Here is a 22,204-nt window from a genome sequence, read left to right on the forward strand (position 1 = left end):
TTTTTTTGTAACGGAGCGGCTCCGCTGTTGCCAAAAAAAGCGAAGCCGCTTCCGCCTTAATAACGGGCGGTGACCATTTTTTTGCGCGTGTAGAACTCGACGCCGTCTTTACCGTTGGCGTGCAGATCCCCGTAGAACGACTTTTTGTAGCCGGAGAATGGGAAGAAGGACATCGGCGCGGGTACTCCTACGTTAATGCCGAGCATGCCGGCGTCGATCGTTTCCCGGAACTGGCGCACGGCTTTGGCGCTGTCCGTGTACAAGCAGGCGCCATTGGCGAATTCGGACTGATTGGCGATGTCGATCGCTTCGGTCAAGCTGTCGGCGCGCACGATCTGCAGCACAGGCGCAAAAATTTCGTCGTTCCAGATCGTCATGCCCGGCTTCGCGTGGTCGAAGATCGTCGGCCCGACGAAATAGCCGTCTCCCGAAGCCGCTTCGCATTCGCGTCCGTCCAGCAGGAGCGCTGCTCCCTCTTCGCTTCCTTTTTCGATATAACCGACTGTTCTTTCTTTATGCGATTGGCGGATGACCGGGCCAAGGAAATTGCCTTTCTCGATGCCGTTGCCGATCGTCAATTGCTTGGCAGCCGCAACCAGACGCTCGGCCAGCGTATCGGCGGTATCGCCTACAGCCACAACAACGGAGCAAGCCATGCACCGTTCGCCCGCCGAGCCGAAAGCCGCATTAATAATTTCTTTGACGGCCAGATCCATATCCGCATCCGGCAGCACGATAGAGTGGTTTTTGGCGCCGCCGAGCGCCTGCACCCGCTTACCGTGAGCGGCCGCCATCTTGTAGACATATTCCGCCACCGGCTGCGAGCCGACGAAGGAAATCGCCGCTACGTCCTGATGCTCCAGCAGGCCGTTGACGACATCGTGCGCCCCGTGGACGATATTGAACACGCCGTCCGGCAGGCCCGCTTCCTGCAGCAACTCCGCCAAGCGGCACGCCAGAATCGGCGTTCTCTCCGACGGCTTCAGGACGAAGGTGTTGCCGCAAGCAATCGCCAGCGGGAACATCCAGCAAGGTACCATCATCGGGAAGTTGAACGGGGTAATGCCGCCGACCACGCCGATCGGATAACGGTACATGTTCGATTCCAGACCGGTCGCGATATCCGGCAGCACGCTGCCCATCATCAAGGTCGGCACGCCTGCTGCGAATTCGACGCATTCGATGCCCCGCTGCACTTCGCCGTATGCTTCGGCGTAGTTTTTGCCGTTCTCCAGCGTTACCAGGCGGGCCAGCTCATCCCAATGCTCCACGAGCAGTTGCTGGTATTTGAACATGATGCGCGCTCTTCTCGGCACCGGCACGCGGCTCCACTGCTTGAACGCTTCCTTCGCCGTCTGAACGGCTTGATCGAGATCATCCCGCGAAGACAGCGGCACTCTCGCCAGCACTTCGCCGGTTGCCGGATTCGTCACGATATCTTCTTTGCCCGAAGTGGCATCCACCCATTGCCCGCCAATGTAATTTTGCAGAAGCTTTTCGTTAGACATGCTAGTTGTTCCCCTTTTCTTTGTGGTTGTGTGGTTAAAAGTACGGTGAATATGAGGCCGCTGCGCGTGCGGATCGTCCTTCCGATCGCTCTTGCCCCCGGATTCTTGGATTCTATAACTTCTTTATCGGTTAAAATCCGGGGACAAAGGCGACCGCTTTCGCTAAGCGTACGCTTCCGATGTGACTTTGCTTTGCAAAGTCTGGACAGAACGATTCCGCCCGCTCCGCTGGGATCCACCGTACTTTTAAACGATGTTATTTTCCCGGTGCTCCTTGATCAAATTCTCGATCTGCTCGACCGTAGGCATCGCATCGGAGCAGCTGTGGCTGGAAACGACGATGGATGCCGACGCGCTGCCGAATTCCTGGCATTTCTCGACAGGCCAGCCCTGAAGCAAGCCGTAAATGAATGCGCCCGCGAACGAATCCCCCGCACCGAACGTTTTGATCACCTGCTTCGCCGGGAAAATGCCGCCCCGGCTGCTTCCCCCGTCCTTCGTAAACACGGTGGAGCCGTCTCCGCCATGCTTGACGACGACGATTTTCGCTTGACGCTCGAACCAGCGCTGCGCCGTGGCTAGATCGTCCTTGACTTCCGGCCCGGTGACGATTTCCATCACATCGAACTCTTCCCTGCCGGCAATAATAACATCGCACTGCTCCGCGACCAGATTGCAGTAAATGGCCGTCTCTTCCTTCGACTTCCACGTCCAGCGGCGGTAATCGACATCGAAAATAATGACCACTTGGTGTTTGCGCGCATATTCGATCGCTTGGAATACGGCTTCTCTGGACGGGCTTGACGCCAGCGCCGTGCCGGAGATCAAAATCGCCTTCGCCTGCTTGATGAAATCCTCCTGCACCTCGCTCGCTTCCAGCTTCAGATCGGCGACGTTGTCACGGTACATCAGGATGCTGCAATCGCTCGGCGACTTGATTTCGGTAAAAGCAAGTCCCGTCACCGCGCCGGTATGATCGGTCACCACATTGCGCGTATCGATGTTCAGCTTGTGCAGGTAGCTCTTGATGAAACGACCGAATTGATCGTCCGATACTTTGCCGATAAATCCCGTGCGCGCGCCTAATTTGGCTAACGCAATCGTAATGTTGGCGGGCGATCCGCCCACATATTTCGTAAAAGTAAGCGTTTCCTCCATCGGACGGTTAATCTCGTTGGCGTTCAAGTCGATGCACAGCCGGCCAAGCCCGATAAAATCCAGCTCCCGGTCCTGCTGAAACGTGATATGGTTCATCTCTCGGCGCACCTCCATCTAATGCGATTGGAAAAATTATTTTTTGGCGTTCGACATCAGCCATTCGTGATCCGGATCGTTATAAAAGCGCCAGGTGCGCACTGGACCCGCCATCACGTTCAAATAGTAAACATCATATCCCGGCGGCGCGGAAACGGGATGGAAGCCTTTAGGCACCAGCACGGCGTCCCCATTTTTCACGATCATCGTTTCATCCAGCTCGCCGTCGAGTGTGTACACCCTTTGCACGGCAAAGCCTTCAGCCGGGTTGATTTTATGGTAATACGTTTCTTCCAGGTACGATTCGTCCGGTAAATTGTCCTGATCATGCTTATGCGGCGGGTAGCTGGACCAATGCCCGTTCGGCGTAAATACCTCGACCACCAACAAGCTGTCCGCAGGCGACTGCTCCGGCAAAATGTTATGGATATGCCGCTCAATATTCCCATAGCCTCTCGTTTCCACTCCGACCTGATCGGGAGCGATCAGTCTCGCCGGATGACTTCCGTAGCCCGGCGCCGCACATACGGCCAGCTCCAGCTCCGTCGTCGCCGTCACTTCGAAGAAGTCGCCATTCGGGACATAGACGCTGTACGGAGGGATTTGTTCAAAGACACTCATGCGCTGCCCGATATTGTCCAGCTTAAGCTCGGAGGTCGCCACATTCGCCTTGCCCGACAGCAGCACGAGGCACACCTCTTGATCGCCCGTTTCCTTCTTCATGCGCTGTCCCGGGCTCAGCCGGTACACTTCGAAGCCGACATACGTCCAGCCCGCCGATTCCGGCGTAATCGTGAGTACGTTCCCTTGCTCGTCCGCCGTCTTACGGCTCGGCACAATAAGGTCCGCCATCTGAAACCATTCCCCTTTCTCGTTATCCGGATATATTGGTCGTTAAATCGCTGACGATGGCAGCAATGTATTCTTTCGACTTCCGCGCGTATTCGACCGGATTGGCCACGGACGGGTCCTGCTCCGCTTCGATGATCATCCAGCCATCGTACCCGCGGGCGAACAACTCCCGGAAAATCGGCGCAAAATCGATGCAGCCGTCCCCCGGCACCGTGTAGACGCCTTGGATCACCGCCGACTGGAACGGTATTTTGTCCCGCCTTACCCGGTCTAGCACGTCCTGACGCACATCTTTCAAATGCACATACGCGATCCGGTCGGCGTACCGCTGCAGCAGCGCAAGCGGGTCGGCTCCGCCGTAGTAAGCGTGGCCCGTATCGTACAGCATATGAACCAGCTCCGGGTCGGTCGTAGCCATCAAACGGTCGATTTCCTCCGGGCGTTCGACATTCGTGCCGATGTGGTAATGGTACACCAGCTTCATGTCATGCTCGCGGCAAATTTCACCGGCTTGATGCAAGCCGTCCACCATATGATTCCATTCCTCGTCGGTAAAAGGAATCACGTTCCGGTCCGCAGGAGACCGCCTCGGGTCGCCGATGATCGATCCGCCGAGCTCACACGTGACGACATGCTTGCTGCCCATTTTTTGTAGAAATTGCACATGCTTGCGGTAAGCCTCCAGCTCCGCTTCCCGATAGCTCGGGTCCGAAAAAAGCACGCCTTTCCACTGCGAAGTGAGCAGGATTCCATTCTCCGCCAAAGCTTCCCGCAGCACGTCTGGATCTTTCGGGAATTTACGGCAATTCTCCGTAGCGGCGAAGCCGAGAGCCGAGAAATCGGTCAACAGATCTTCAAACGTATAGTGATCCCCTAACTCCAGCACATCTTCATTCACCCAGTTAATCGGGGAAATTCCCAGCTTCAAGCGATCGATGTTCATATGCAGGCCCCTTCTTTAATGAAAATTAAATTTCCTTCACGACTTCGAGCTTTTGCCGCATCGTATCGTAGGCTTGATGCACCTTCCCGCTCTCCGATACTTCCGCCACGCCGACGCGCCACCACGATTCATAACCGTCCGTGTTCGTGCCCGGGAGCACCTTGATTTCGATCAAGGTGGAGACGGTCTGCTCCTTCGCGCTCTTCAAAGCTTCCTTCAGCTCGTCAATCGTACGCACCGTGTACGTCTTAACGCCAAGAGCCCGTGCATAGAGCGAGAAGTCGACCGGCACATAGTCGCCTGTCAGCCTGTTCGTATCGGCGGAGCGGTAACGGAATTCATTGCCGAAGCCTTGGCTGCCGTGTCCGCGCTGGAGGTTATGAATGCACTGATAGCCGTGGTTATCCAGGAGCAGCACGTTGATTTTCCGCCCTTCCTGGATGCTGGTCAGCAGCTCGGAATGGAGCATCAGGAAGCTGCCGTCGCCGACGAACGCATGAACCTCGCGCCCGGGATCGGCCAGCTTCGCGCCAAGCGCCCCCGACACCTCGTAGCCCATGCAAGAAAAGCCGTATTCCATATGGTACGTATTCGGATGGTCGCATCTCCACAGCCGGTGAAGGTCGCCGGGCAAGCTGCCCGCCGCGCATACGATCACGTCGCTTGGATCGAGCGACGCATTGATCTCGCCGATGACTCTCGTCTGCGACAGACCGTCCGGCAGATCCATGGAGTACAAGCGGTCGACCTCTTGGTCCCAAGCCTGCTTCTCCGCCTTCAGCTCGTCAGCCAGGTAGGCGCTTTCGTAACCGGCCTGCCCCAAGGCAACCTGCAAGGCGGTAAGCGCTTCCTTCGCATCGGCGATGACCATGAGCGCGTTCAGCTTCATCGCGTCGAAGGAGCTGACGTTAATGTTCAGGAACGATACGTCCGGATGCTGGAACGCGCTCTTGGATGCGGTCGGAAAGTCGGCCAGACGCGTTCCCACGGAAATGATCAGATCGGCTTCCTTCGCCAGCCGGTTCGCGGCAAGCGATCCGGTTACGCCGATGGCGCCCATATACAGCGGGTGATTCCAAGGCATCGCGCTCTTGCCGGCTTGCGTCTCCGTGACCGGAATCTGGAACGTTTCCGCGAAGGCGATCAGTTCCTTCACCGCGAGCGAGTAGTGAACGCCGCCTCCGGCGATGATCAGCGGTCTTTTCTTGCCGCGAATGGCTTGAACCGCCCGGTCCAATGCGCCCTGCGACAAGGTGCGCCGCTCGATGTAATGGACCCGTTTCGCGAAAAATTCGGCCGGGTAATCGTACGCCTCGCACTGCACGTCCTGTGGAAGCGACAGCGTCACCGCGCCCGTATCGACGGGATCGGTCAGTACGCGCATCGCGTTCAAGGCCGCCGTGATCAACTGCTCGGGACGGGAGATGCGGTCCCAATATTTACTGACCGGCTTGAATGCGTCGTTGGCCGAAATCGTGTAATCCGTCGGATCTTCAATTTGCTGAAGCACAGGGTCCGGCTGTCGGCAAGCGAAAATGTCTCCGGGCAGGAACAGCACCGGAATGCGGTTCACCGTCGCGGTCCCCGCCGCCGTCACCATGTTCAAGGCGCCCGGACCGATGGAAGAGGTGCACGCGAATATTTCAAGCCGGTTTTTCTGCTTCGCGTAAGCCATCGCCGCATGCGCCATGCCCTGCTCGTTTTTGCCTTGAATGAACTGGAGCGCGCCTTTGTCCTGCTCTAGCGCCTCGCCGAGACCCGTGACGTTCCCGTGCCCGAAAATCCCCATGATGCCTTTGACGAATTTACGTTCTTCCCCGTCGATCTGGATGTATTGGTTATCCAAAAATTTCAGCAGTGCCTGCGCCATCGTTAAACGAATCGTTTTCATACAGGGCCTCCCTTTTATGAGTATGCGCTTACCCATTATTCATGAATAAAGAGCTTCACTTCGCAAAAAAACGTTTTCATTTTACTGTTGCCTTTTGCGAATAACTTCCTTTATCCAGCGAATTTAGGATTTACATTGTCTTCCTATGACCGTTTAGATAATAAAACCGCTTACATTTCAACTAAAAGCTTCGAGCAGACCGCTTAAAACCAAGACTGTTCATTTTGAATTTAGAGTAAGCGCTTTACCTTTCATGTGTGATCATTATAACTCAAGCTTTCCTGCGTTTGCAATAATCAATTTAAAATGTGTGACGAAAGTCCCTATAATTTGAACCTTTGTACCGTCCCCTGAAGCTCTTCGGCCATCGTCGTCAATACCGAGGTATTCGCCGACAATTCCTGCACCGAAGCCAATTGCTGCTCGGTCGCCGCCGACACATGCTGGGTCCCTGCCGCCATCGTCTCGGATAAGGAGGCGATCGATTCCATCGATCGGACGATCTCGACAGCCCCGGCAGACAACCGGCTGGCATCGACGGATACGGCTTCCACCTGCTGCGTCGCCTCGTCGACCAACTGCTTGATCCCCTCGAATATGCGCCCCGCAGCGCCGGCCACCCGGATTCCGTCCGCCACCTCCTGCGACGCCGCAGCAACCGAGCCGACCACGCGCTCCGTCTCCGCTTGAATATTATGCACCAGCGCCGCGACTTGTTTGGCGGACTGCCCGGTCTGTTCGGCCAGCTTGCGGACTTCCGCCGCAACGACCGCAAAACCCAGCCCATGCGCGCCTGCTCTCGCCGCTTCAACGGCCGCATTCAATGCCAGTAAATTGGTCTGGGTGGCGATATCCGATATCACTTTGTTCAACTGTCCGATTTCGGCGGAACGCCGGCTCATTTTCCCAATGACCTGATCCAAATTGTTCATCGTCGCCTGGATCGAATCCATCTGACGGATAACGATCCCGATCTCCTTGTCGCCGGCCGATGCCTTGTCCAACGCAAGCCCGGACAACGAACCGGCCTGACTGCCGTTATCGGCAATGCGCCGAATCCCTTCCAGCATGTCGCCGATCGACTGCCTGCTTCGCTCCACGGATTGCACCTGCTTCTCCGAGCCGTCCGCAAGCTGCTGCATAATTTCCGTAATATGCTCGGCGGCAGTCCCCGTTTGTTCCGAGCTCGACCGCAGCTCCCGGGAAATTCCTACGACCTGGCCCGAGCTGTCGTCGATTTGCCGGACCAGCCGGCGCAAGCTTTCGGACATTCGGTGAAAGGAATTGGCCAAATCCCCGATTTCATCCTGCCGCCGGACACGCACGTCCTTGACGCCGAGATTTCCTTCGGCGATCAAATTGGCCGCCTTGCTGAGGGCTACGAGCGGTCTTGACAAGTATCGCGCAAAAGCAAAGCCGATGACGACGGCCAAAGCAAAGCTTCCCAGACTTACCCATAAGGTGAACATCGTTATGTTGTCGACGAGACTCCGATTCGCTTCCATCTCTGCGGCCATAGTCCGGTCCTGCCGGTCGGACAAATCCTGCGCAAATTTCGTAATGACCGCCCCCAACGGAACAATTCCGGTTCTCGCTTCCTGGCGCGCATTTTCGGCATCCTTGCCGGCCAGCCCGAAGATCTGTTCCGCTTTCGTGCGATACTGCCGGTTCAGCTCCATGATATAACCGAGCTTCTCTTCCTCGCCCGAATCCGCAAGCAGCGCCTTGGATTGCGTCAGCAGCTTCTCAATCAGTTCGTTCGTCTGGTTCAGCTCTGCGATGTAAGCGGAATCCTGCGTTAGAAGATACGTATTCAGGCTGCCGTTCTGCACGGCCGTATGAAACTTGATCTGGCCCGCGATCGTCTTCAGTTCCCCCTGCCTTTCGATCAAGTCGGCGTACGACCGGTTCATTTGCTGCAGCGAGCTGTAAAACAAAGTGCTGGAAATGCCGGAAATGACCGCCAAAGCCAAAAAACCGCCGGCCAACTTTTTACCGATGCTCATTCTCACCCGGATGACCCCCATTTTGTCGTTGTACTGGAACTTCTTTTTTTGAAAGCGTTTACCGTTTTTTCGTTGCTTTTCTGAAGCCAACTGGATATAATTAAGCTTACTAAGTGGTTAAGCGCTTTATTAATTTTAAAATAACGGATTCCTCCGCACTTTTCAATGCTTTTGTGCAAGTCTTATTGCGATCTGAACATTCCCACTTGAAGAAGGAGCGACCTGTTATGACGACGAATGAACCGGCTCAATTCGAAATGTTCCGCGATCCGTACAAAATGCTGATCGTTCTGCTGAACCTTGTCGCCGAGCAGCAAGGCATGGAACTGGACTACGAGAAGGTGCCCTCGTTTGAGAACGAGACGTTTTTGATCCGCCATGCGAATGACGGCGACATCTCCGACGTGCGTATCCCTAATTTTATTTACAAAAAGGACTGGACGGAAATTACCTGGTACCAATACTTGGGCCGGGATATTTACTGCAGTAAAGACTTGTCCCGCGAAGAGTACAACAAAATGTTCGTCGACTGTATGGCTTCGCTGTATCAGTTGAACGGGTAACCTTGCATTCCATCGGCTGGCGCCCGTATTTTAACGACTTATTATTGTATAAAAAATCCCCGCCAATTCCAGCGAGGATTTTTTATGTTATTTAGATGCAGGTGTGTATTCATTCACTTCATAAGCAACAATCTTATTGAAGATGACATAATCTTTTCTGCTTTTGAAAGGTCCTTTATTATTATCATGTTTATCGATCGCATAGGAGGCCGGACCGGTTCCAGCAGCCTTTCCTTCGTACCAGGCGATGAATGCATTTACTTCTGTTATAGACAGGTCGAACTCTTTTTCAAGGCCAGTATCTAATGTAACGACTAAAATTGCTCTTCCGGATGGAGGCGTTACTGGTGCTTGCGGTGTTGCAGAAGCTTCGTTAGAATTTGCACTTTCTACTGGGCCATTGACTGCCGTAACAACGTAGTAGTAAGTAGTTCCATTGGTAACTGCAGCATCTGTATAGGTTATACCGTATACATTACTAGCAACAGTAGTATAGGGTCCTCCTGGAGTCGTTGATCTTTTAATGTTGTAATTGGTTGCCCCTGAAACTGCTGTCCACGAAAGAGCAACTTTCGAGTCTCCTCCAACTGCTACCAAATTTGTTGGTGCATCAATTGAAGAACGATTAGCAAGCTCCATCATTTCTACTTCAGCAATAGCAACCCGAGATTGGATTGTACCGTTTATTGAAGAAATATTTACTCTATAATGTCTATAAGCCGTATTATTGGAAAAAGTGTATTCTCTGGTTTCTGCTCTTTTCCAATTAACTTGTTCTTCTCTTTTATCAAGAACAACCCAATCTTGCCCATTGGAACTACCTTCAAAAGTCCAACTTTTTGGCGCATAATTGTTAGGGTCTGGATAGTCGTAACTTGTAATTGTATATTTCGCAATTGTTTTTAGATTGTCTGCACCAAAGTCAAGACTTACCCAGCCTGTTATTACACCGGGTTTTACAACCCATGCGTCAGCTTGTCCACCGTTTTTTATGCCATTAAAGACTTTAAAAGACATATACTGATTCTCAGCAAAAAAGCTTGATGAACCGGCTACTTGGGGTGAAGGTGAATTATTGCTTGTCATCGGTTTGATAACATTTTCAGTGTAAACTTCCTGTGCATAACCACTAGAAGACAAGCCACAAACTGATAAGAACAACGCTAATAAAAATGACACAGGAAGTAATTTCATTTCTTTTTTCAAATTACTAGTCATATGATCCTCCTGATATTATGATTTTTGTGGACAAAAGGTATTGTATAACTTAATAGTAAAAAACGTCCAAACATATATCCCCTAAATTTATATTAAATGTATCAATATAGAATAAAATTCATTATATTAGTAATTTGGATACTTTCCATAACTAAATCATCACTTTCCGCAGCTGAATCGCTACGCCTCTTCCTTTCCCCCGCCCGTGGATTTCATCCTTTACATTCCGTTTATTTTCGGTTTAAAAACCTCCCTTATGCTAAGCAGCAAGCCTCGACAAACTGAACTGAAGCTAAAGGAGAAATCACCATGACGAACGAAAAAACGAATGTGACTCTGGTCATCGTCGGCCTGCTGCTTGGCATGCTGATCAGCGCTCTCGACCAGACGATTATGGCGACGGCGATGCCTAGCGTTGTGCAAGAATTAGGCGGGCTGTCTTTGTACAGCTGGATCTTCTCGATCTACATGCTGACGTCGACCGCCAGCATGCCCATTTACGGCAAGCTTGCCGACTTGTACGGCAGAAAAAAGCTCTATATCGCCGGTATGACGCTGTTCATGCTAGGCTCGGTGCTCTGCAGCTTATCGGGGGGCATGATGGAATTGATCGTTTTCCGCGGATTACAAGGCCTTGGGGCCGGGGCGCTGATGCCGCTCGCTGTGACGATCATCGGCGATCTTGTGCCGCTGGAGAAGCGGGGCAGAATGCAGGGAATGTTCGCGGGCGTCATGACGCTGGCCAGCGTCATCGGCCCTGCCATCGGCGGAATGTTCGTGGAATATTTGAGCTGGCAGTGGGTGTTTTATATTAACCTCCCCATCGGCCTTGCCGCGATCCTCATTCTCATTCCGGCTTTGCAGGAAACCAAAAACCACGGCAAGCCGTCCATCGACTGGTTCGGTGCGCTAACGATGTGCGGGTCGGTCGTCGCACTCCTGCTTGCTCTCGTCTTGGGCGGAGGGGAATCCGGCCTCGGCTCCGGGCAGCACAATTCCTGGAGCTCGCCGCAGGTAGTAGGCCTGTTCGTGCTCGGGGTCGTACTGCTCGTTTTGTTCCTGTGGATCGAAACGAAAGCGAAAGAACCGATCATCCCTTTGCCGCTTTTTCGCAATCGCGTCATTTCCGTCACCTCTATCGTCGCTTTCCTGATGAGTGCGGGCATGTTCGGCGCGGTGACCTATATTCCGCTGTACGTCCAGGGCGTCATCGGGGTAAGCCCTTTACTCGCCGGCTATATTTTGACTCCGTTGATGCTGGCGATCGCCGCTGCCGTGACGCTCGGCGGACGTCTGATGCACCGATTCGCTTACCGCACGTTCAACGTGCTCGGCATGGTATTGATGGGACTCGGCTTCAGCCTGTTCGCCACGATGGATGCGGACACCACGAAGCTGCAGGTCATCGTCTATATGATCGTCGCCGGACTCGGGATCGGCTTGATTATCCCGACGCTCAACACTTCGGTCATCGGTGCGATCGGCAGAGAACGGCGCGGTACCGCCACGTCGCTGGTGCAGTTTTTCCGGTCGATCGGCGGAACGATCGGAGTCAGCGTCTTGGGCGTCCTGATTACCGACCGGATGACTTCCGGCATGTCGGGCTTGGGCGAGCGTTTCGCCTCCCTCCCTGCGGATAAGCTCGACAAGTTCGCCAATCCGCAGGCGCTGCTCGATCCGGCAGTCCGCACGCTGCTTCCGGCCGATCTGCTCGCCGAGCTGCAGAACGTGTTCACCCATGCGATCGACGGCGTTTTCCTTGCAGGAACGGTCATCGCAGCCATCGGGCTCGTTGCCGCGCTCTTGATGGGCAATGCGAGAATGATCCAACCGGCGGCTCCCCCCGCAGCCCCGACAGCCGCCGACGCGAAACAAACGTAAGCGCGCTTGAACGAAACCGTGCAGCCCGTCGCCGCATCTGCTGTATAATAGAGGCAAGATTCAAAAGGAGGCTGCCGTTCCCATGGCTAAAATTCTCGTCGTGGACGACGATCCGCATATCCGCAGGCTGGTCAAGATGATCATGCGGGGCGAAGGCTTCGAGGTGCTCGAAGCCGCCGACGGCGCCAAAGCGATGCGAACGCTCGAAGCGGCAAAAGCGGACCTGGTCATTCTGGACATCATGATGCCGGGGATGGACGGCTGGGAGCTGTGCCGCGAGCTGCGGGAGCATTACGACCTTCCCCTGCTCATGCTTACCGCTTTGGGCGATACGGAGCAAAAAGTGAAGGGCTTCGACCTCGGCATCGACGACTATCTCGTCAAGCCGTTTGAGTCCCGCGAGCTCGTCGCCCGGGTGAAGGCGCTGCTCAAGCGGTACCGGATCGCCGCTTCCCAGATCGTGCAGGTCGGACGGGTGCAGTTGAACCAAAAAGCGTATGAAGTGACAGAGGACGGCATCGGGCAGACCTTGCCGCTCAAGGAGTTCGAGCTGTTGTTCCGGCTGGCGAGCTATCCGGGACAGACGTTCTCGCGGGAGCAGCTCATCGAGCTCATCTGGGGCTGCAATTTCGAAGGCAACGAACGGACGGTCGACGTGCATGTGAACCGGCTGCGGGATCGTTTTCCCCCGGAGCGCTGCGGATTCCGCATCCGTACGCTCCGCGGGCTCGGCTATCGGCTGGAGGTGCTGTCATGATGCTCTGGCCGAAAGCGTGGCGGGTCGCCGCATTCGCGCTCTCCGTCGTATTTTTCTGGAGCATCGGCTTTGCGGTCGCGTCGGGGCTGGAGAGCAGCTATGCCAAGCGGCATACCTGGGAACGAATGCTCGATAGCGGCGCAGCGACCATGGCGCTTATGGCGAAGGACCCGGCTCGGGCGGACGATGTGCTGCGCCAGCTCGCTCTGCTTCTTCCGGCGCGCGTCGTGCTGGTGGAGGCGGACGGGCGGCATTTGGCCTTCGGCGAGCAGGCAGAGCCGTTCTCCAGAGAGGTCGGCTGGGAGGTTGCGTCAAACGTGCTCAACGGCGGTACGCTCCGTTCGTTCGAACGGTCGGGCCTGTTCGGTCCCGGCGAAGCGACGACGGGGCAATTGTTTGTGGTGAATGGACAGGAGGCAGCCTTGTTCATCCGCACCGAAACGCCTTCGCCGCTCCGTCATTACAGCTGGCAGCTCTTCGCGCTGCTCGTCGGCGGTCTGCTGCAAATGGCGGCTTTGCTCGCCTTTATCCGCTTCGGCCGGAAGTCCCGCAGTGAATTTTTCCGCCTCATGGTCGGCACTCTGAACCGGATGGCCAAAGGGGATTTCAATATCAAGCTGGACGCGGACCCGAAACGAATCGGTCCGTACGAGCCGCTGGCGTCCAGCATTAACCGGATGGCCGGCGAGCTCGGTCAGATGGAGCGGATGCGGCAGGAATTTATCGCCAACGTCTCTCACGAAATCCAGTCGCCGCTGACGTCGATCAGCGGTTTCTCGCGCGAGCTTCAGAACGATAAGGTCAGTAAGGAAGAGCGGATAGAAATACTGGGGATTATCGAGACGGAAAGTAGGCGGCTATCCAAGCTGAGCGATAACTTGCTCAAGCTGACGTCGCTCGAATCCGACCATCATCCGTTCGAACCGAAGCGCTACCGGCTGGACAATCAGCTGCGGAAGATCGTTCTCGCCTGCGAGCCGCAGTGGGTCGCGAAAAATCTGGAGATGGACGTCGAATTGGACCACGTCACCGTAACAGCCGACGAAGACACCATGAGCCAGGTGTGGCTCAACTTGCTGAACAACGGCATTAAATTTGCCCCGGAAGACGGCGTGATTGCCATCCGGCTGCAGCAGTTGGATGGACGCGCCGTAGTTACCGTCCGGGACAACGGCTGCGGCATCGCCGAGGAGGATCTTCCTTTCGTCTTCGACCGGTTTTTCAAAGCCGATAAATCACGCAGCCGCTTGAGCAGTGGCAGCGGACTCGGATTATCCATCGTCAAAAAGATCGTCGATATGCATCAAGGCACGATAACCGTACACAGCCAGCCAGGCAAAGGCGCGACCTTCACCGTCTCGCTACCACTCTAGCCGGGTCTGCAAAAAAACAAAGGAGACTTCTGCTTTTCGTAAGCAAAAGTCCCCTTCCAATGACAGCAATATCCTAAGATCCGCAAAAGCTCGCGGAAGTCCGCTATTTGAAATAAATCTGGAGATTGGTAACCGACAAACGAGGTCCTGCCAGGGATACGGTATACGTGCCGCTTGGCAAGTTAGGTACGGACGCATGAATACTTCCCGCGCCGCCCCATCCGATAAAGTTTTGTGAATATACCGTTTGCCCGTTCTGGTTCACAACATAGACATCGCATTCTGCCGAGACACCTTCATTCGGAATCCCTGCCGTAAATGAACCGGAAACAATAAGTTCTCCTTGTCCCGTGATCTGTGATGAATAGGCGGCAGAGGCAGTAGCTAATGGAATAACGGCTAGCATGGCCATACAGAGAAAAAGAATGAGAAGTGCTCTTCGCTTCACTTAAAATCATCCTTTCCATCGTTTTTGGCTTTCACTATGAATGTAGCATACAATCTCTTAACAGTAAATATATGGTTCTAAATAATTTTTGTGTAAATTAATAGTTTGCCATTCCTGTGTTAAGGTTCATCCGATTTCAAAAAAGGAATGATGTGACCGGCAAGATGGGTAAGGGTATGCCCGGCGTCCGGGAGAATGTGAATTTGGGCATGCGGCAGCAGGCTAGCCAGACGCTTGGCCGTACCGGCTTCCGTTGACTTTATGATACAATTTATCCTTTCCCCACTCCCCTAGCATCATATGAAAGGCAGCGGTGAAAAGAAACTTTCTGCGGGCCGATGCCGGAAGGACAAAGCAGCGCTAGCTTATCCACCTTGTCCGGAAAGTTACGCTGAATTGGACCGCCAGCCACACCCCCAATGAGATGCCGATCATGCTCGCTTGGCGGATATTCAAGGCTTGGAAAACATCGCAGTGCCAATCGGCATAAGCGCTGCCCTTTGGGCCGAGCGGTCTTGTCGCCGCCGGCTATCACAAGGGCTCCATTTCGTCAAAAGCTTAAAAGCCACTCTTCCGCTTCCCCGGTACTGCCGAATACCCTGAAATCATTTCCTTTGTTGGCTTCGGACAGCAGCTCTTTAAATCTCCCTTTCACAACCTGTTCGTTTGTTAGAATAAGGGCTGCTTTCACACGATAGTTCATGAATTTTTGCAGCATCTCTCCTGCCAGACCCGTTCTAAGGTTGAAGAAGTCGTCGGAAAGCGTCTCCGCGTGAAGCACTAATAGATTGGTGTCATTTTCAAAGCATGCCGCGATAAGATCCAATGCATCTTGTCCTGTGCGCAGCGCCGTTTCGGTAGAAGCGCATTCCACGTATTTTTTCGTACCTCTTTCGATAACTTGAACTTTCATTTGATTTTCCTCCTTCTCCATGGGAACACGCAATTCGCTGCGCAGCTTTTGAATCCATTCCCATTCGCGCTTGTAGAAATCGATTAAATTGTCGTAGATCATATCCCATAAGTAGATTTCCCTGGCGGTTCTGCCGGGAGAAAACGGGCCTCTGAGCTTTTGTTCCTGCTGCAATAAGATCTGCGTCCGGACTTCCTCTTCATATTTTGTGAACAGGGCGTTCAATTCGGCTGCGCTGAGCTGGTCCGCCCATGCAAGCTGAATCAAAAACGAGTTCTTCAAGTCGGGAGGCTCGGGCGTGGAAACCACCCAATCCTTCAGCTCGGACAGCCCTTCTTCCGTGATCGTATAAATCTTCTTCGAGGGCAAGCTTTCCTGATGCTGGATTTCGCAGGTCACGAAACCTTCGTCCAGCAGCTGAACCAGCGATTTGTAGATCTGATTGTTGTTGGCCGACCAGTACATAAAGGGGGATTCTTGGATGATTTTTTTCAAATCGTAGCCTGTGACAGATTTCCAGCTTAAAATTCCCAGAATGGCGTGCGTAATGGACATGGCAGTTTCTCCTTGATCGATATCATATGTTAACAATAACATATGATGCTTGATATTTCAATATTCGGTGTGGCATGAAACTCTACGGCATCAGGCATAACAAAAAGCCCTTCATTTAGAGGGCTTCCGGAACATATCTGTATTCGTTTGTTGTCTTGGACCAGCCGTTTCCTTAAAATAGTTCCCGCAAATAGTCTCTTCGGCTGTGCAAAATCCGATAGATGATCACTTCGTTATTTATAATTCTGTAGAAAACCAGATATGGCGAAACGACAATAAAACGATACCCGCGCTGTATTAACGTATAGTCATCCTCTGACAATAGATCCCATATGGGAAAAATCAGCAAGTCCCCCGATTTCACGGTTCAACTTTTCCAGCATCTTTTCGGCGTTCTGCCAGTTATCTTGGGTTATATACGAGAAAATTTCATCCAGATCATCTACCGCTGCCGGTATATATCTCACTCTACTCTTTGGAGGCATTCACTTTCCTCCGCAGGTTTGCCATGACTTGATCATGATCCAGTAGTTCAGCACCTTCGGCAACTTATTTGATACGGGCTTCCATACGGCGGAAAGCTTCATGGCTCATAACCACCAAATCGGCTTCTCCATTGCGTGTTAGCACAACGGGTTTATCAATCTCATGGCAAAACTTCGAAAACCCGTTGTAATCCTGACGAATGCTCGTAGAAGGCTTTATATGCACCGTTTCACGCCCTTTCCCATACCATTAATCTGACTATATTGTATCATTATTATTGTGTATCCAAGTCAATCCCGTTTTAGTGCGTAGTGCGCTCTCCGAGTGACGACTTATCGGTTCATTAAGTCAAGTATAATAATCAATTTTTTGATCATTTTCATTAACTTTGATATCATGAAGACAAAGGGAGGGAGAAAGGTTTGATCATCAATAAATTAAGCGAAATCATGGGGCGTAAACGTCTGAAGATATCCGACGTCGTGGAAGGTACGGGGCTGGCTCGTAATACAGTGACCGAACTTTATCACGGCCGGGCTAAAAGAATTGACCTTGAGACATTGGACAAGCTCTGCTCATATTTGGATGTTAGTGTCGGCGAGATATTTGAGCATGAAGGCGAAAGAAAAGAGTCCTTGCCAGCGGATTAAGCGGGCAGGGACTCTTCATAACAATACATGGAAAATCATCTGGAAGTCAGGCACTTTTTTAAGGTTCCATCTTCCGGATCACAAATGTAACTATTCCTTAGCTATTCAATTGGTTATTGTTGGACAGTAGTATACTCATTTACTTGATAGGTTAGTATTTTATCAAAAATCATATAGTCTTTCCTATTTTTAAACGGCCCTTTATTGTTATCGTGTTTATCAATTGCGTAGGAAGTCGGACCGGTTCCAGCCGCTTTTCCTTCATACCATGCAATGAAGGCATTTACTTCTGATATGGAGAGATCAAATTCTTTTTCAAGCCCAGTATTAAGGGTAACGACTAAAATGGCTCTTCCGGAAGGAGGCGGTGTTACCGGTGTTGCGGATGCTTCATTAGAATTATTGCTTTCTCCAGTTGTACCAATAGCAGTTACTACATAATAATAAGTAGTTCCGTTAGAAACAGTGGTGTCTATGTAAGGCGAGCCATAAACGTTATTTGCCACAGTTGTATAAGGACCACCTGGTGTTGTGGATCTTTTTATATTATATCCTGTAGCCCCTTCTACAGAGTTCCATGTAAGAGTAACAGTGGAATCTTATTAATACCAGTCAAGGTTTTGGCAATATAAGAGCCATCTTTAGCAAGAGGAGTGCTTGTATACACTACTTTATCACTTGCATCCAAAAATCTGACTGTTACGGCGCCATCTGCTTTTAGTCGAATCCCAGCAATATTTGCATTATTTAATGTAAAAACTACTGCGTTACCATTACTTTCTCCAGGCCCATACAATATATCACTTGTTTTTTCATCATTATCAGTAATTTTAGTATAATAGTTAATGAAAGTACTTCCAGACTGGTGTGAACCTTTGACTCCGTCTAGCAGGCCACCCGTATATACCGTTGCTGCGGAAGCTGAGATTGGAATCATAAAAACCAAAATAAACGCAAAAAACATGGCAAAAGATAAGATTTTTTTCACTGATGTATTCCTCCTAGTTTGTTTTGCCTCAAGTCCATTTTATGTAAAATAAGCCATGTTGTCTAAACATAAATAACCAAATTTTTATTTAAATGTAATTTATTAGAAAAAAAATAATATCGAGTCACCAAAATACGATTGACAATTTATACTTCGTTATCTTCGGATTTATTTCCGCAATCATCGGCCCCCCCACTTTCATTCGACTCAAAAGCATAGTTTTTCCGAAGTACCGTATGTAAAGCTATTGCTGCATACTTGAAGCCATGACTCATTCCGTCTGCGTACATCTTTCCACTTTCATCCTCCCGCAATTTCGACTCGGTACTCCAGTAAGTTTGAAGATCGTGTAAATCTTCGAGCAACCGGTTCAGTTCATCGACCATAGCATCCTCCTCATGTTTAAGGCCTGTCGGCCGAACGATATGATTGAGAACATTTTGTTCCCAATTTATGCGCAGGAGTGCGGAATTTTCCGCAGCCTGCTCAATGTTCAATCCATTCGTAAAGATCTTCCATTTTGCAACCCAACAACTTAGATGCGGTATATAAATCTTCCGGCAGCATAACGCGTGTATCGTTGCAAAAATGGGAAATAACTCGTTTGGATCGACCGGAACGGCGGGAATACTCGGCTTGGGACAATCCCAATTTTCCCAGCCAGTCCGGGAGCAAGCATCTCCCTCGGGAGTATGCCACTGAAACCCGGATCTCCTTCCATCAAGAATGAACGCTACTAAAATTATAGCATTAACATGGTAATTAGTAATGTATGAGTTGTAGAGTTTTAGACTTTAAGATCTTTAGATTCCTTCGGTTCTCATTTGAGCGAATGCCTCGCTTAGGGTTTGGACTAACGTTAATGAGATGAAACTCCTGTACATTAAGGAAATTTTTTATATATAATACAATTATCATATAAATTCCTATTGTTCTACAGCAAATGGTTTAGAGCACCCTTTAGGTAAACTTGTTTGGTATTTTATAACGTTCAGTCTGACAAAGAAACGATATTAGAAAAATACATCCTCTCTGCGTGTAAGGGGGCAGGGACTCTTTTCGCCACAATGGAAAATCCGGAAGTCAGACACTTTTTTCAAAGTTCCATCTCCCGGATCACATCAACTATTCAACTTTTGGTTATTGTTGAACATTAGAATACTCGTTTACTTGATAGGTTAGTATTTTATCAAAAATCATATAGTCTTTTCTATTTGTAAATGGTCCGATGTTATTTTTGTGCTTATCAATAGGATAAGATGCCGGACCGATGCCTGCCGCTTTTTTCTCATACCAATCAATAAAATTTCTAACCTCCGAAAGACTTAGGTCAAATTCTTTCTCAAGACCGGTATCTAAGGTAACGACAAGAATAGCTCGTTCACCTTGTGGTGATTCGGGTTCTTGGGTGGTTATGTTGTATTTTTCGATGGATGTTTCGTAACCTGTATTATTAGCTCCGCCGAAAACGTATATTGTACCGTTCAAAAGAACAACGCCGAAACCGTACCTAGAATTATTTAGACTTTCAATAGTCTCCCATTTATTTTGTCCGGGGTCGTACACTTGAACTACATTTGTTGAAATAGCAGCAGAACCACTAGTGATTCCACCAATAGCATATATTTTTCCTTTATATGTTATTGTCTCCAGGGCATCCCTTGCGGTAGGCATGTCAGCCTTCAATACCCATGTATCCGTTTGAGGATCATATTCTTGAGTTGTGTTTTTAACGCTGTTATTATTTCCTCCTCCGATTATATAGATTTTCCCATTGTATTCTGCTAATCCTACAGCATGAAGTCCTGATAACATATTACTTTTTGTCACCCATTTATCCGTAGCTGGATCATACATCTCCACAGTATTTAGTTCTAAAGAAGAATTATTAACTCCGCCAAAAACGTATATTTTATTGTTAACTGAAACAGCATTTGTCCAGGCGCGACTGGTAGGCATGTTTGTTTTTGTTTCCCACTTATTTGTAACGGGATCAAAAACCTCCACTTTACTAATGGCCGTAGTATGAGATTGTGCATACGGTTCCCCAATACTACCTCCAATAATATAAACTTTACCTTGAACAACTGCCAAGCCAAAAGCATTCCTTGCAGTCGGCATATTAGCTTTTGGAGTCCAAGTTTTTGTTTTTGGATCATACTCTTCCACCGTATTTAACGGGGCATCCTTATATCCACCGAACACATAAATCTTGCCATTAACCTCAACCGTCTCTTGTCCGTATTTTGGTGTTGGCATTTGACCTTCGACTATCCACGCATTGGTTGTTGCGGCTTTTGCTATGTTATGGAAGCCAAAGATAGAGAACAACATAAACATTGCTAAGATCATTACATTAAAGCTACGAATATTCACAAAATCTCTCCTATTATTTATATTTTATAATAAATATTACAAATTAAATAATTATTTGTCTAAACATGTTCTTCCTAAACTGGTTCATTATTCTTCTTATATAAAACAAAATAAAAAAACTCTCCATAAAAAATAAAGAGAGCCTTCTTACACATCTCCACTCCAATCGAAAACCATCGGCGGTCCTTTCTCTTTTGGATTCCATCCTTGTTCGATGGCTTGAGAAATAATCGTCGCCACGTCCTTCGGCGTTACAATCTTCAAGTTCAAGCTGTCCACATATGGAAACTCCACCCAATAATCATTAATGTCCGATTCGATATATACTTGAAGTCTCCCCCCTTTTTCCTGCCCGTGTTCCGCTATGAGTACAAGATATCCTTTGGAAGCTGCGGAAATGACCCAGCGGTATGGCTCGTTCCCTACAACGATTTTCCGGGACCCTTTGTTTCTTAACGTCACCTGATCACCTCCGCTCACCTGAAACCTAATTCATCGATAAGAAAATCGCCTTGTTCGATTTTCATCGTTTGCTTCTCTTGGCTAAAGTCCCATCCCTGCTCAATGGCATATTGAATCAAGCTGACGCACGTATGCGGCCGATGCAGGTTGATGTACCAGTTGCCTTTCCACGAAAACCGCACTTCAAAAAAGGAAGTTTTCGAAGAATATACTCTAAAGCCGACATCCTCATTACGGGGAAATTGATTTATCACACAATGGAACAAACAACCGTTTACCGTTATCTTTTTCGTGTCTTTACCGAACGTTTTCATGAACCCCTTACCCCTATCACACAAAAAGGCCGCTCTCCCGGCAGCCTTTTCATGCACGCAATTCTCTAAATTAATACAACCGCTTCGTGTAGCTCTCCTGCAGCATTTGATCTACTTGATCCGCTGTAAGCTCTATCTTGCCCTTGACATGGGCAGCGAGGATCTGCGCAGGGGACGGCCGGTCGCCCTCCGGCAGCCAGGAGTCCGGCTTCCACAGCCCGGACCGCTTGAACGCTTTGGCACAGTGCATGTAGCACTCCTCCACCTCGACGCCGATGCCGATCAGCGGCTCCCGTCCGTTAACGGCGGTCAGCTTCAGCAGCTCCGGGTCGCGGGTGACACAGGCTTTCCCGTTGACCCGGAACGTTTCTTCAAGGCCGGGGATGATGAAAATCAGACCGATGTGCGGATTGGCGATAATGTTATGAATGGTGTCCATCCGGCGGTTGCCGGGGCGCTCCGGGATGAACAAATGCCGGTCGTCCAGCACATGCACGAACCCCGGAGCATCGCCGCGCGGCGAGACATCGCAATATCCCTCGGCGTCAGCCGTCGCGACGGCGACAAACGGCGCTTTGGCGATAAACGCTTTGCCGTGAGCGTCAAGCGCGTGGATGACTTTGTCTATCACCAGCTTGCTCGGTGCTCCTCCCAAGACCGGAAGCAAGGCTTCCAGCTGCTCTTCCGTTGTGATCCGTTCCCGAAATACATACTCCATACCGATCGCCCTCGTTTCCAGAAATGTAAGTTCATTTTAACACGTTCC

General features: G+C 50.7%; 24 protein-coding genes. 5 read left to right on the forward strand and 19 right to left on the reverse strand.

Features of this window, described 5'->3' with window-relative positions:
* Positions 1 to 56 precede the first annotated feature (56 nt).
* From NI000_RS20350 to NI000_RS20375, 6 genes are all read right to left on the reverse strand, one after another.
* Positions 57 to 1,508, reverse strand: coding sequence for a CoA-acylating methylmalonate-semialdehyde dehydrogenase (locus NI000_RS20350; RefSeq protein ID WP_253413273.1), 1,452 nt, complete (start codon positions 1,506 to 1,508; stop codon positions 57 to 59).
* A gap of 246 nt (positions 1,509 to 1,754) precedes the next feature.
* Positions 1,755 to 2,762: a 5-dehydro-2-deoxygluconokinase gene (iolC, locus tag NI000_RS20355; RefSeq protein ID WP_253413274.1), complete on the reverse strand. Its 1,008-nt coding sequence runs from the start codon at positions 2,760 to 2,762 to the stop codon at positions 1,755 to 1,757.
* Between the two features lie 36 nt (positions 2,763 to 2,798).
* Complete coding sequence (iolB, locus tag NI000_RS20360) at positions 2,799 to 3,614, reverse strand: 5-deoxy-glucuronate isomerase (protein WP_253413275.1); 816 nt, start codon at positions 3,612 to 3,614, stop codon at positions 2,799 to 2,801.
* A gap of 22 nt (positions 3,615 to 3,636) precedes the next feature.
* The gene (iolE, locus tag NI000_RS20365; protein WP_253413276.1) at positions 3,637 to 4,557 is read right to left on the reverse strand and encodes a myo-inosose-2 dehydratase; all 921 of its coding nucleotides are present in this window, start codon (positions 4,555 to 4,557) and stop codon (positions 3,637 to 3,639) included.
* A 25-nt stretch (positions 4,558 to 4,582) separates the two neighbouring features.
* Positions 4,583 to 6,448, reverse strand: coding sequence for a 3D-(3,5/4)-trihydroxycyclohexane-1,2-dione acylhydrolase (decyclizing) (iolD, locus tag NI000_RS20370; protein WP_253413277.1), 1,866 nt, complete (start codon positions 6,446 to 6,448; stop codon positions 4,583 to 4,585).
* 323 nt (positions 6,449 to 6,771) lie between these two features.
* The gene (locus tag NI000_RS20375; RefSeq protein ID WP_253413332.1) at positions 6,772 to 8,454 is read right to left on the reverse strand and encodes a methyl-accepting chemotaxis protein; all 1,683 of its coding nucleotides are present in this window, start codon (positions 8,452 to 8,454) and stop codon (positions 6,772 to 6,774) included.
* Between the two features lie 227 nt (positions 8,455 to 8,681).
* Here NI000_RS20375 and NI000_RS20380 point away from each other — a divergent pair, with 227 nt between their 5' ends.
* A complete protein-coding gene (locus NI000_RS20380) occupies positions 8,682 to 9,017 on the forward strand; it encodes a hypothetical protein (RefSeq protein WP_253413278.1) in 336 nt (111 codons plus the stop codon).
* 87 nt (positions 9,018 to 9,104) lie between these two features.
* Here the strand turns inward: NI000_RS20380 and NI000_RS20385 are convergent, their stop codons facing one another.
* Positions 9,105 to 10,235 carry a hypothetical protein gene (locus NI000_RS20385; protein ID WP_253413279.1) on the reverse strand — a complete coding sequence of 377 codons (1,131 nt, stop codon included), beginning with the start codon at positions 10,233 to 10,235 and terminating at the stop codon, positions 9,105 to 9,107.
* A 309-nt stretch (positions 10,236 to 10,544) separates the two neighbouring features.
* Here NI000_RS20385 and NI000_RS20390 point away from each other — a divergent pair, with 309 nt between their 5' ends.
* From NI000_RS20390 to NI000_RS20400, 3 genes are all read left to right on the forward strand, one after another.
* Positions 10,545 to 12,116, forward strand: a complete 1,572-nt coding sequence (locus tag NI000_RS20390; RefSeq protein ID WP_253413280.1) for an MDR family MFS transporter — start codon at positions 10,545 to 10,547, stop codon at positions 12,114 to 12,116.
* Between the two features lie 82 nt (positions 12,117 to 12,198).
* A complete protein-coding gene (locus NI000_RS20395) occupies positions 12,199 to 12,873 on the forward strand; it encodes a response regulator transcription factor (protein WP_253413281.1) in 675 nt (224 codons plus the stop codon).
* Entirely contained in the window at positions 12,870 to 14,246 is a 1,377-nt protein-coding gene (locus NI000_RS20400; RefSeq protein ID WP_253413282.1) for a sensor histidine kinase, read from the forward strand. Before NI000_RS20395 ends, NI000_RS20400 begins: the two co-directional genes overlap by 4 nt.
* 103 nt (positions 14,247 to 14,349) lie before the next feature.
* On the opposite strand, the gene NI000_RS20405 is transcribed toward NI000_RS20400, so the two are convergent.
* From NI000_RS20405 to NI000_RS37160, 4 genes are all read right to left on the reverse strand, one after another.
* Positions 14,350 to 14,694 (reverse strand): hypothetical protein, encoded by a 345-nt coding sequence (locus NI000_RS20405; protein WP_253413283.1) that lies wholly within the window; start codon positions 14,692 to 14,694, stop codon positions 14,350 to 14,352.
* A gap of 550 nt (positions 14,695 to 15,244) precedes the next feature.
* Entirely contained in the window at positions 15,245 to 16,162 is a 918-nt protein-coding gene (locus NI000_RS20410; RefSeq protein ID WP_253413284.1) for a DUF4180 domain-containing protein, read from the reverse strand.
* A gap of 172 nt (positions 16,163 to 16,334) precedes the next feature.
* The gene (locus tag NI000_RS37155; protein WP_375540986.1) at positions 16,335 to 16,526 is read right to left on the reverse strand and encodes a type II toxin-antitoxin system RelE/ParE family toxin; all 192 of its coding nucleotides are present in this window, start codon (positions 16,524 to 16,526) and stop codon (positions 16,335 to 16,337) included.
* Positions 16,471 to 16,647, reverse strand: coding sequence for a type II toxin-antitoxin system RelE/ParE family toxin (locus tag NI000_RS37160; RefSeq protein ID WP_375540987.1), 177 nt, complete (start codon positions 16,645 to 16,647; stop codon positions 16,471 to 16,473). The genes NI000_RS37155 and NI000_RS37160 overlap by 56 nt, the downstream gene beginning before the upstream one ends.
* Before the next feature lie 423 nt (positions 16,648 to 17,070).
* Between NI000_RS37160 and NI000_RS20415 the strand changes: the two genes are divergently transcribed.
* Positions 17,071 to 17,298 carry a helix-turn-helix domain-containing protein gene (locus NI000_RS20415; RefSeq protein ID WP_253413285.1) on the forward strand — a complete coding sequence of 76 codons (228 nt, stop codon included), beginning with the start codon at positions 17,071 to 17,073 and terminating at the stop codon, positions 17,296 to 17,298.
* 113 nt (positions 17,299 to 17,411) lie between these two features.
* On the opposite strand, the gene NI000_RS20420 is transcribed toward NI000_RS20415, so the two are convergent.
* The 8 genes from NI000_RS20420 to NI000_RS20450 all read right to left on the reverse strand — a co-directional run bounded on the left by NI000_RS20420 (position 17,412) and on the right by NI000_RS20450 (position 22,156).
* Positions 17,412 to 17,804: a hypothetical protein gene (locus NI000_RS20420; protein WP_253413286.1), complete on the reverse strand. Its 393-nt coding sequence runs from the start codon at positions 17,802 to 17,804 to the stop codon at positions 17,412 to 17,414.
* Positions 17,805 to 17,863: 59 nt separating this feature from the next.
* Positions 17,864 to 18,286 carry a hypothetical protein gene (locus NI000_RS20425; RefSeq protein WP_253413287.1) on the reverse strand — a complete coding sequence of 141 codons (423 nt, stop codon included), beginning with the start codon at positions 18,284 to 18,286 and terminating at the stop codon, positions 17,864 to 17,866.
* Positions 18,287 to 18,432: 146 nt separating this feature from the next.
* Complete coding sequence (locus NI000_RS20430; RefSeq protein WP_253413288.1) at positions 18,433 to 18,783, reverse strand: hypothetical protein; 351 nt, start codon at positions 18,781 to 18,783, stop codon at positions 18,433 to 18,435.
* Positions 18,773 to 18,985: a helix-turn-helix domain-containing protein gene (locus NI000_RS37165; RefSeq protein ID WP_375540988.1), complete on the reverse strand. Its 213-nt coding sequence runs from the start codon at positions 18,983 to 18,985 to the stop codon at positions 18,773 to 18,775. The genes NI000_RS20430 and NI000_RS37165 overlap by 11 nt, the downstream gene beginning before the upstream one ends.
* A 441-nt stretch (positions 18,986 to 19,426) precedes the next feature.
* Positions 19,427 to 20,662: a Kelch repeat-containing protein gene (locus NI000_RS20435; RefSeq protein ID WP_253413289.1), complete on the reverse strand. Its 1,236-nt coding sequence runs from the start codon at positions 20,660 to 20,662 to the stop codon at positions 19,427 to 19,429.
* Between the two features lie 147 nt (positions 20,663 to 20,809).
* Entirely contained in the window at positions 20,810 to 21,124 is a 315-nt protein-coding gene (locus NI000_RS20440) for a hypothetical protein (RefSeq protein ID WP_253413290.1), read from the reverse strand.
* Positions 21,125 to 21,138: 14 nt separating this feature from the next.
* A complete protein-coding gene (locus NI000_RS20445) occupies positions 21,139 to 21,438 on the reverse strand; it encodes a hypothetical protein (RefSeq protein WP_253413291.1) in 300 nt (99 codons plus the stop codon).
* 70 nt (positions 21,439 to 21,508) lie between these two features.
* Positions 21,509 to 22,156: a pyridoxamine 5'-phosphate oxidase family protein gene (locus NI000_RS20450; RefSeq protein WP_253413292.1), complete on the reverse strand. Its 648-nt coding sequence runs from the start codon at positions 22,154 to 22,156 to the stop codon at positions 21,509 to 21,511.
* Positions 22,157 to 22,204: the final 48 nt, after the last annotated feature.

Source organism: Paenibacillus tyrphae (assembly GCF_024158745.1).
In the GTDB taxonomy this organism is placed as follows: domain Bacteria; phylum Bacillota; class Bacilli; order Paenibacillales; family NBRC-103111; genus Paenibacillus_G; species Paenibacillus_G tyrfis_A.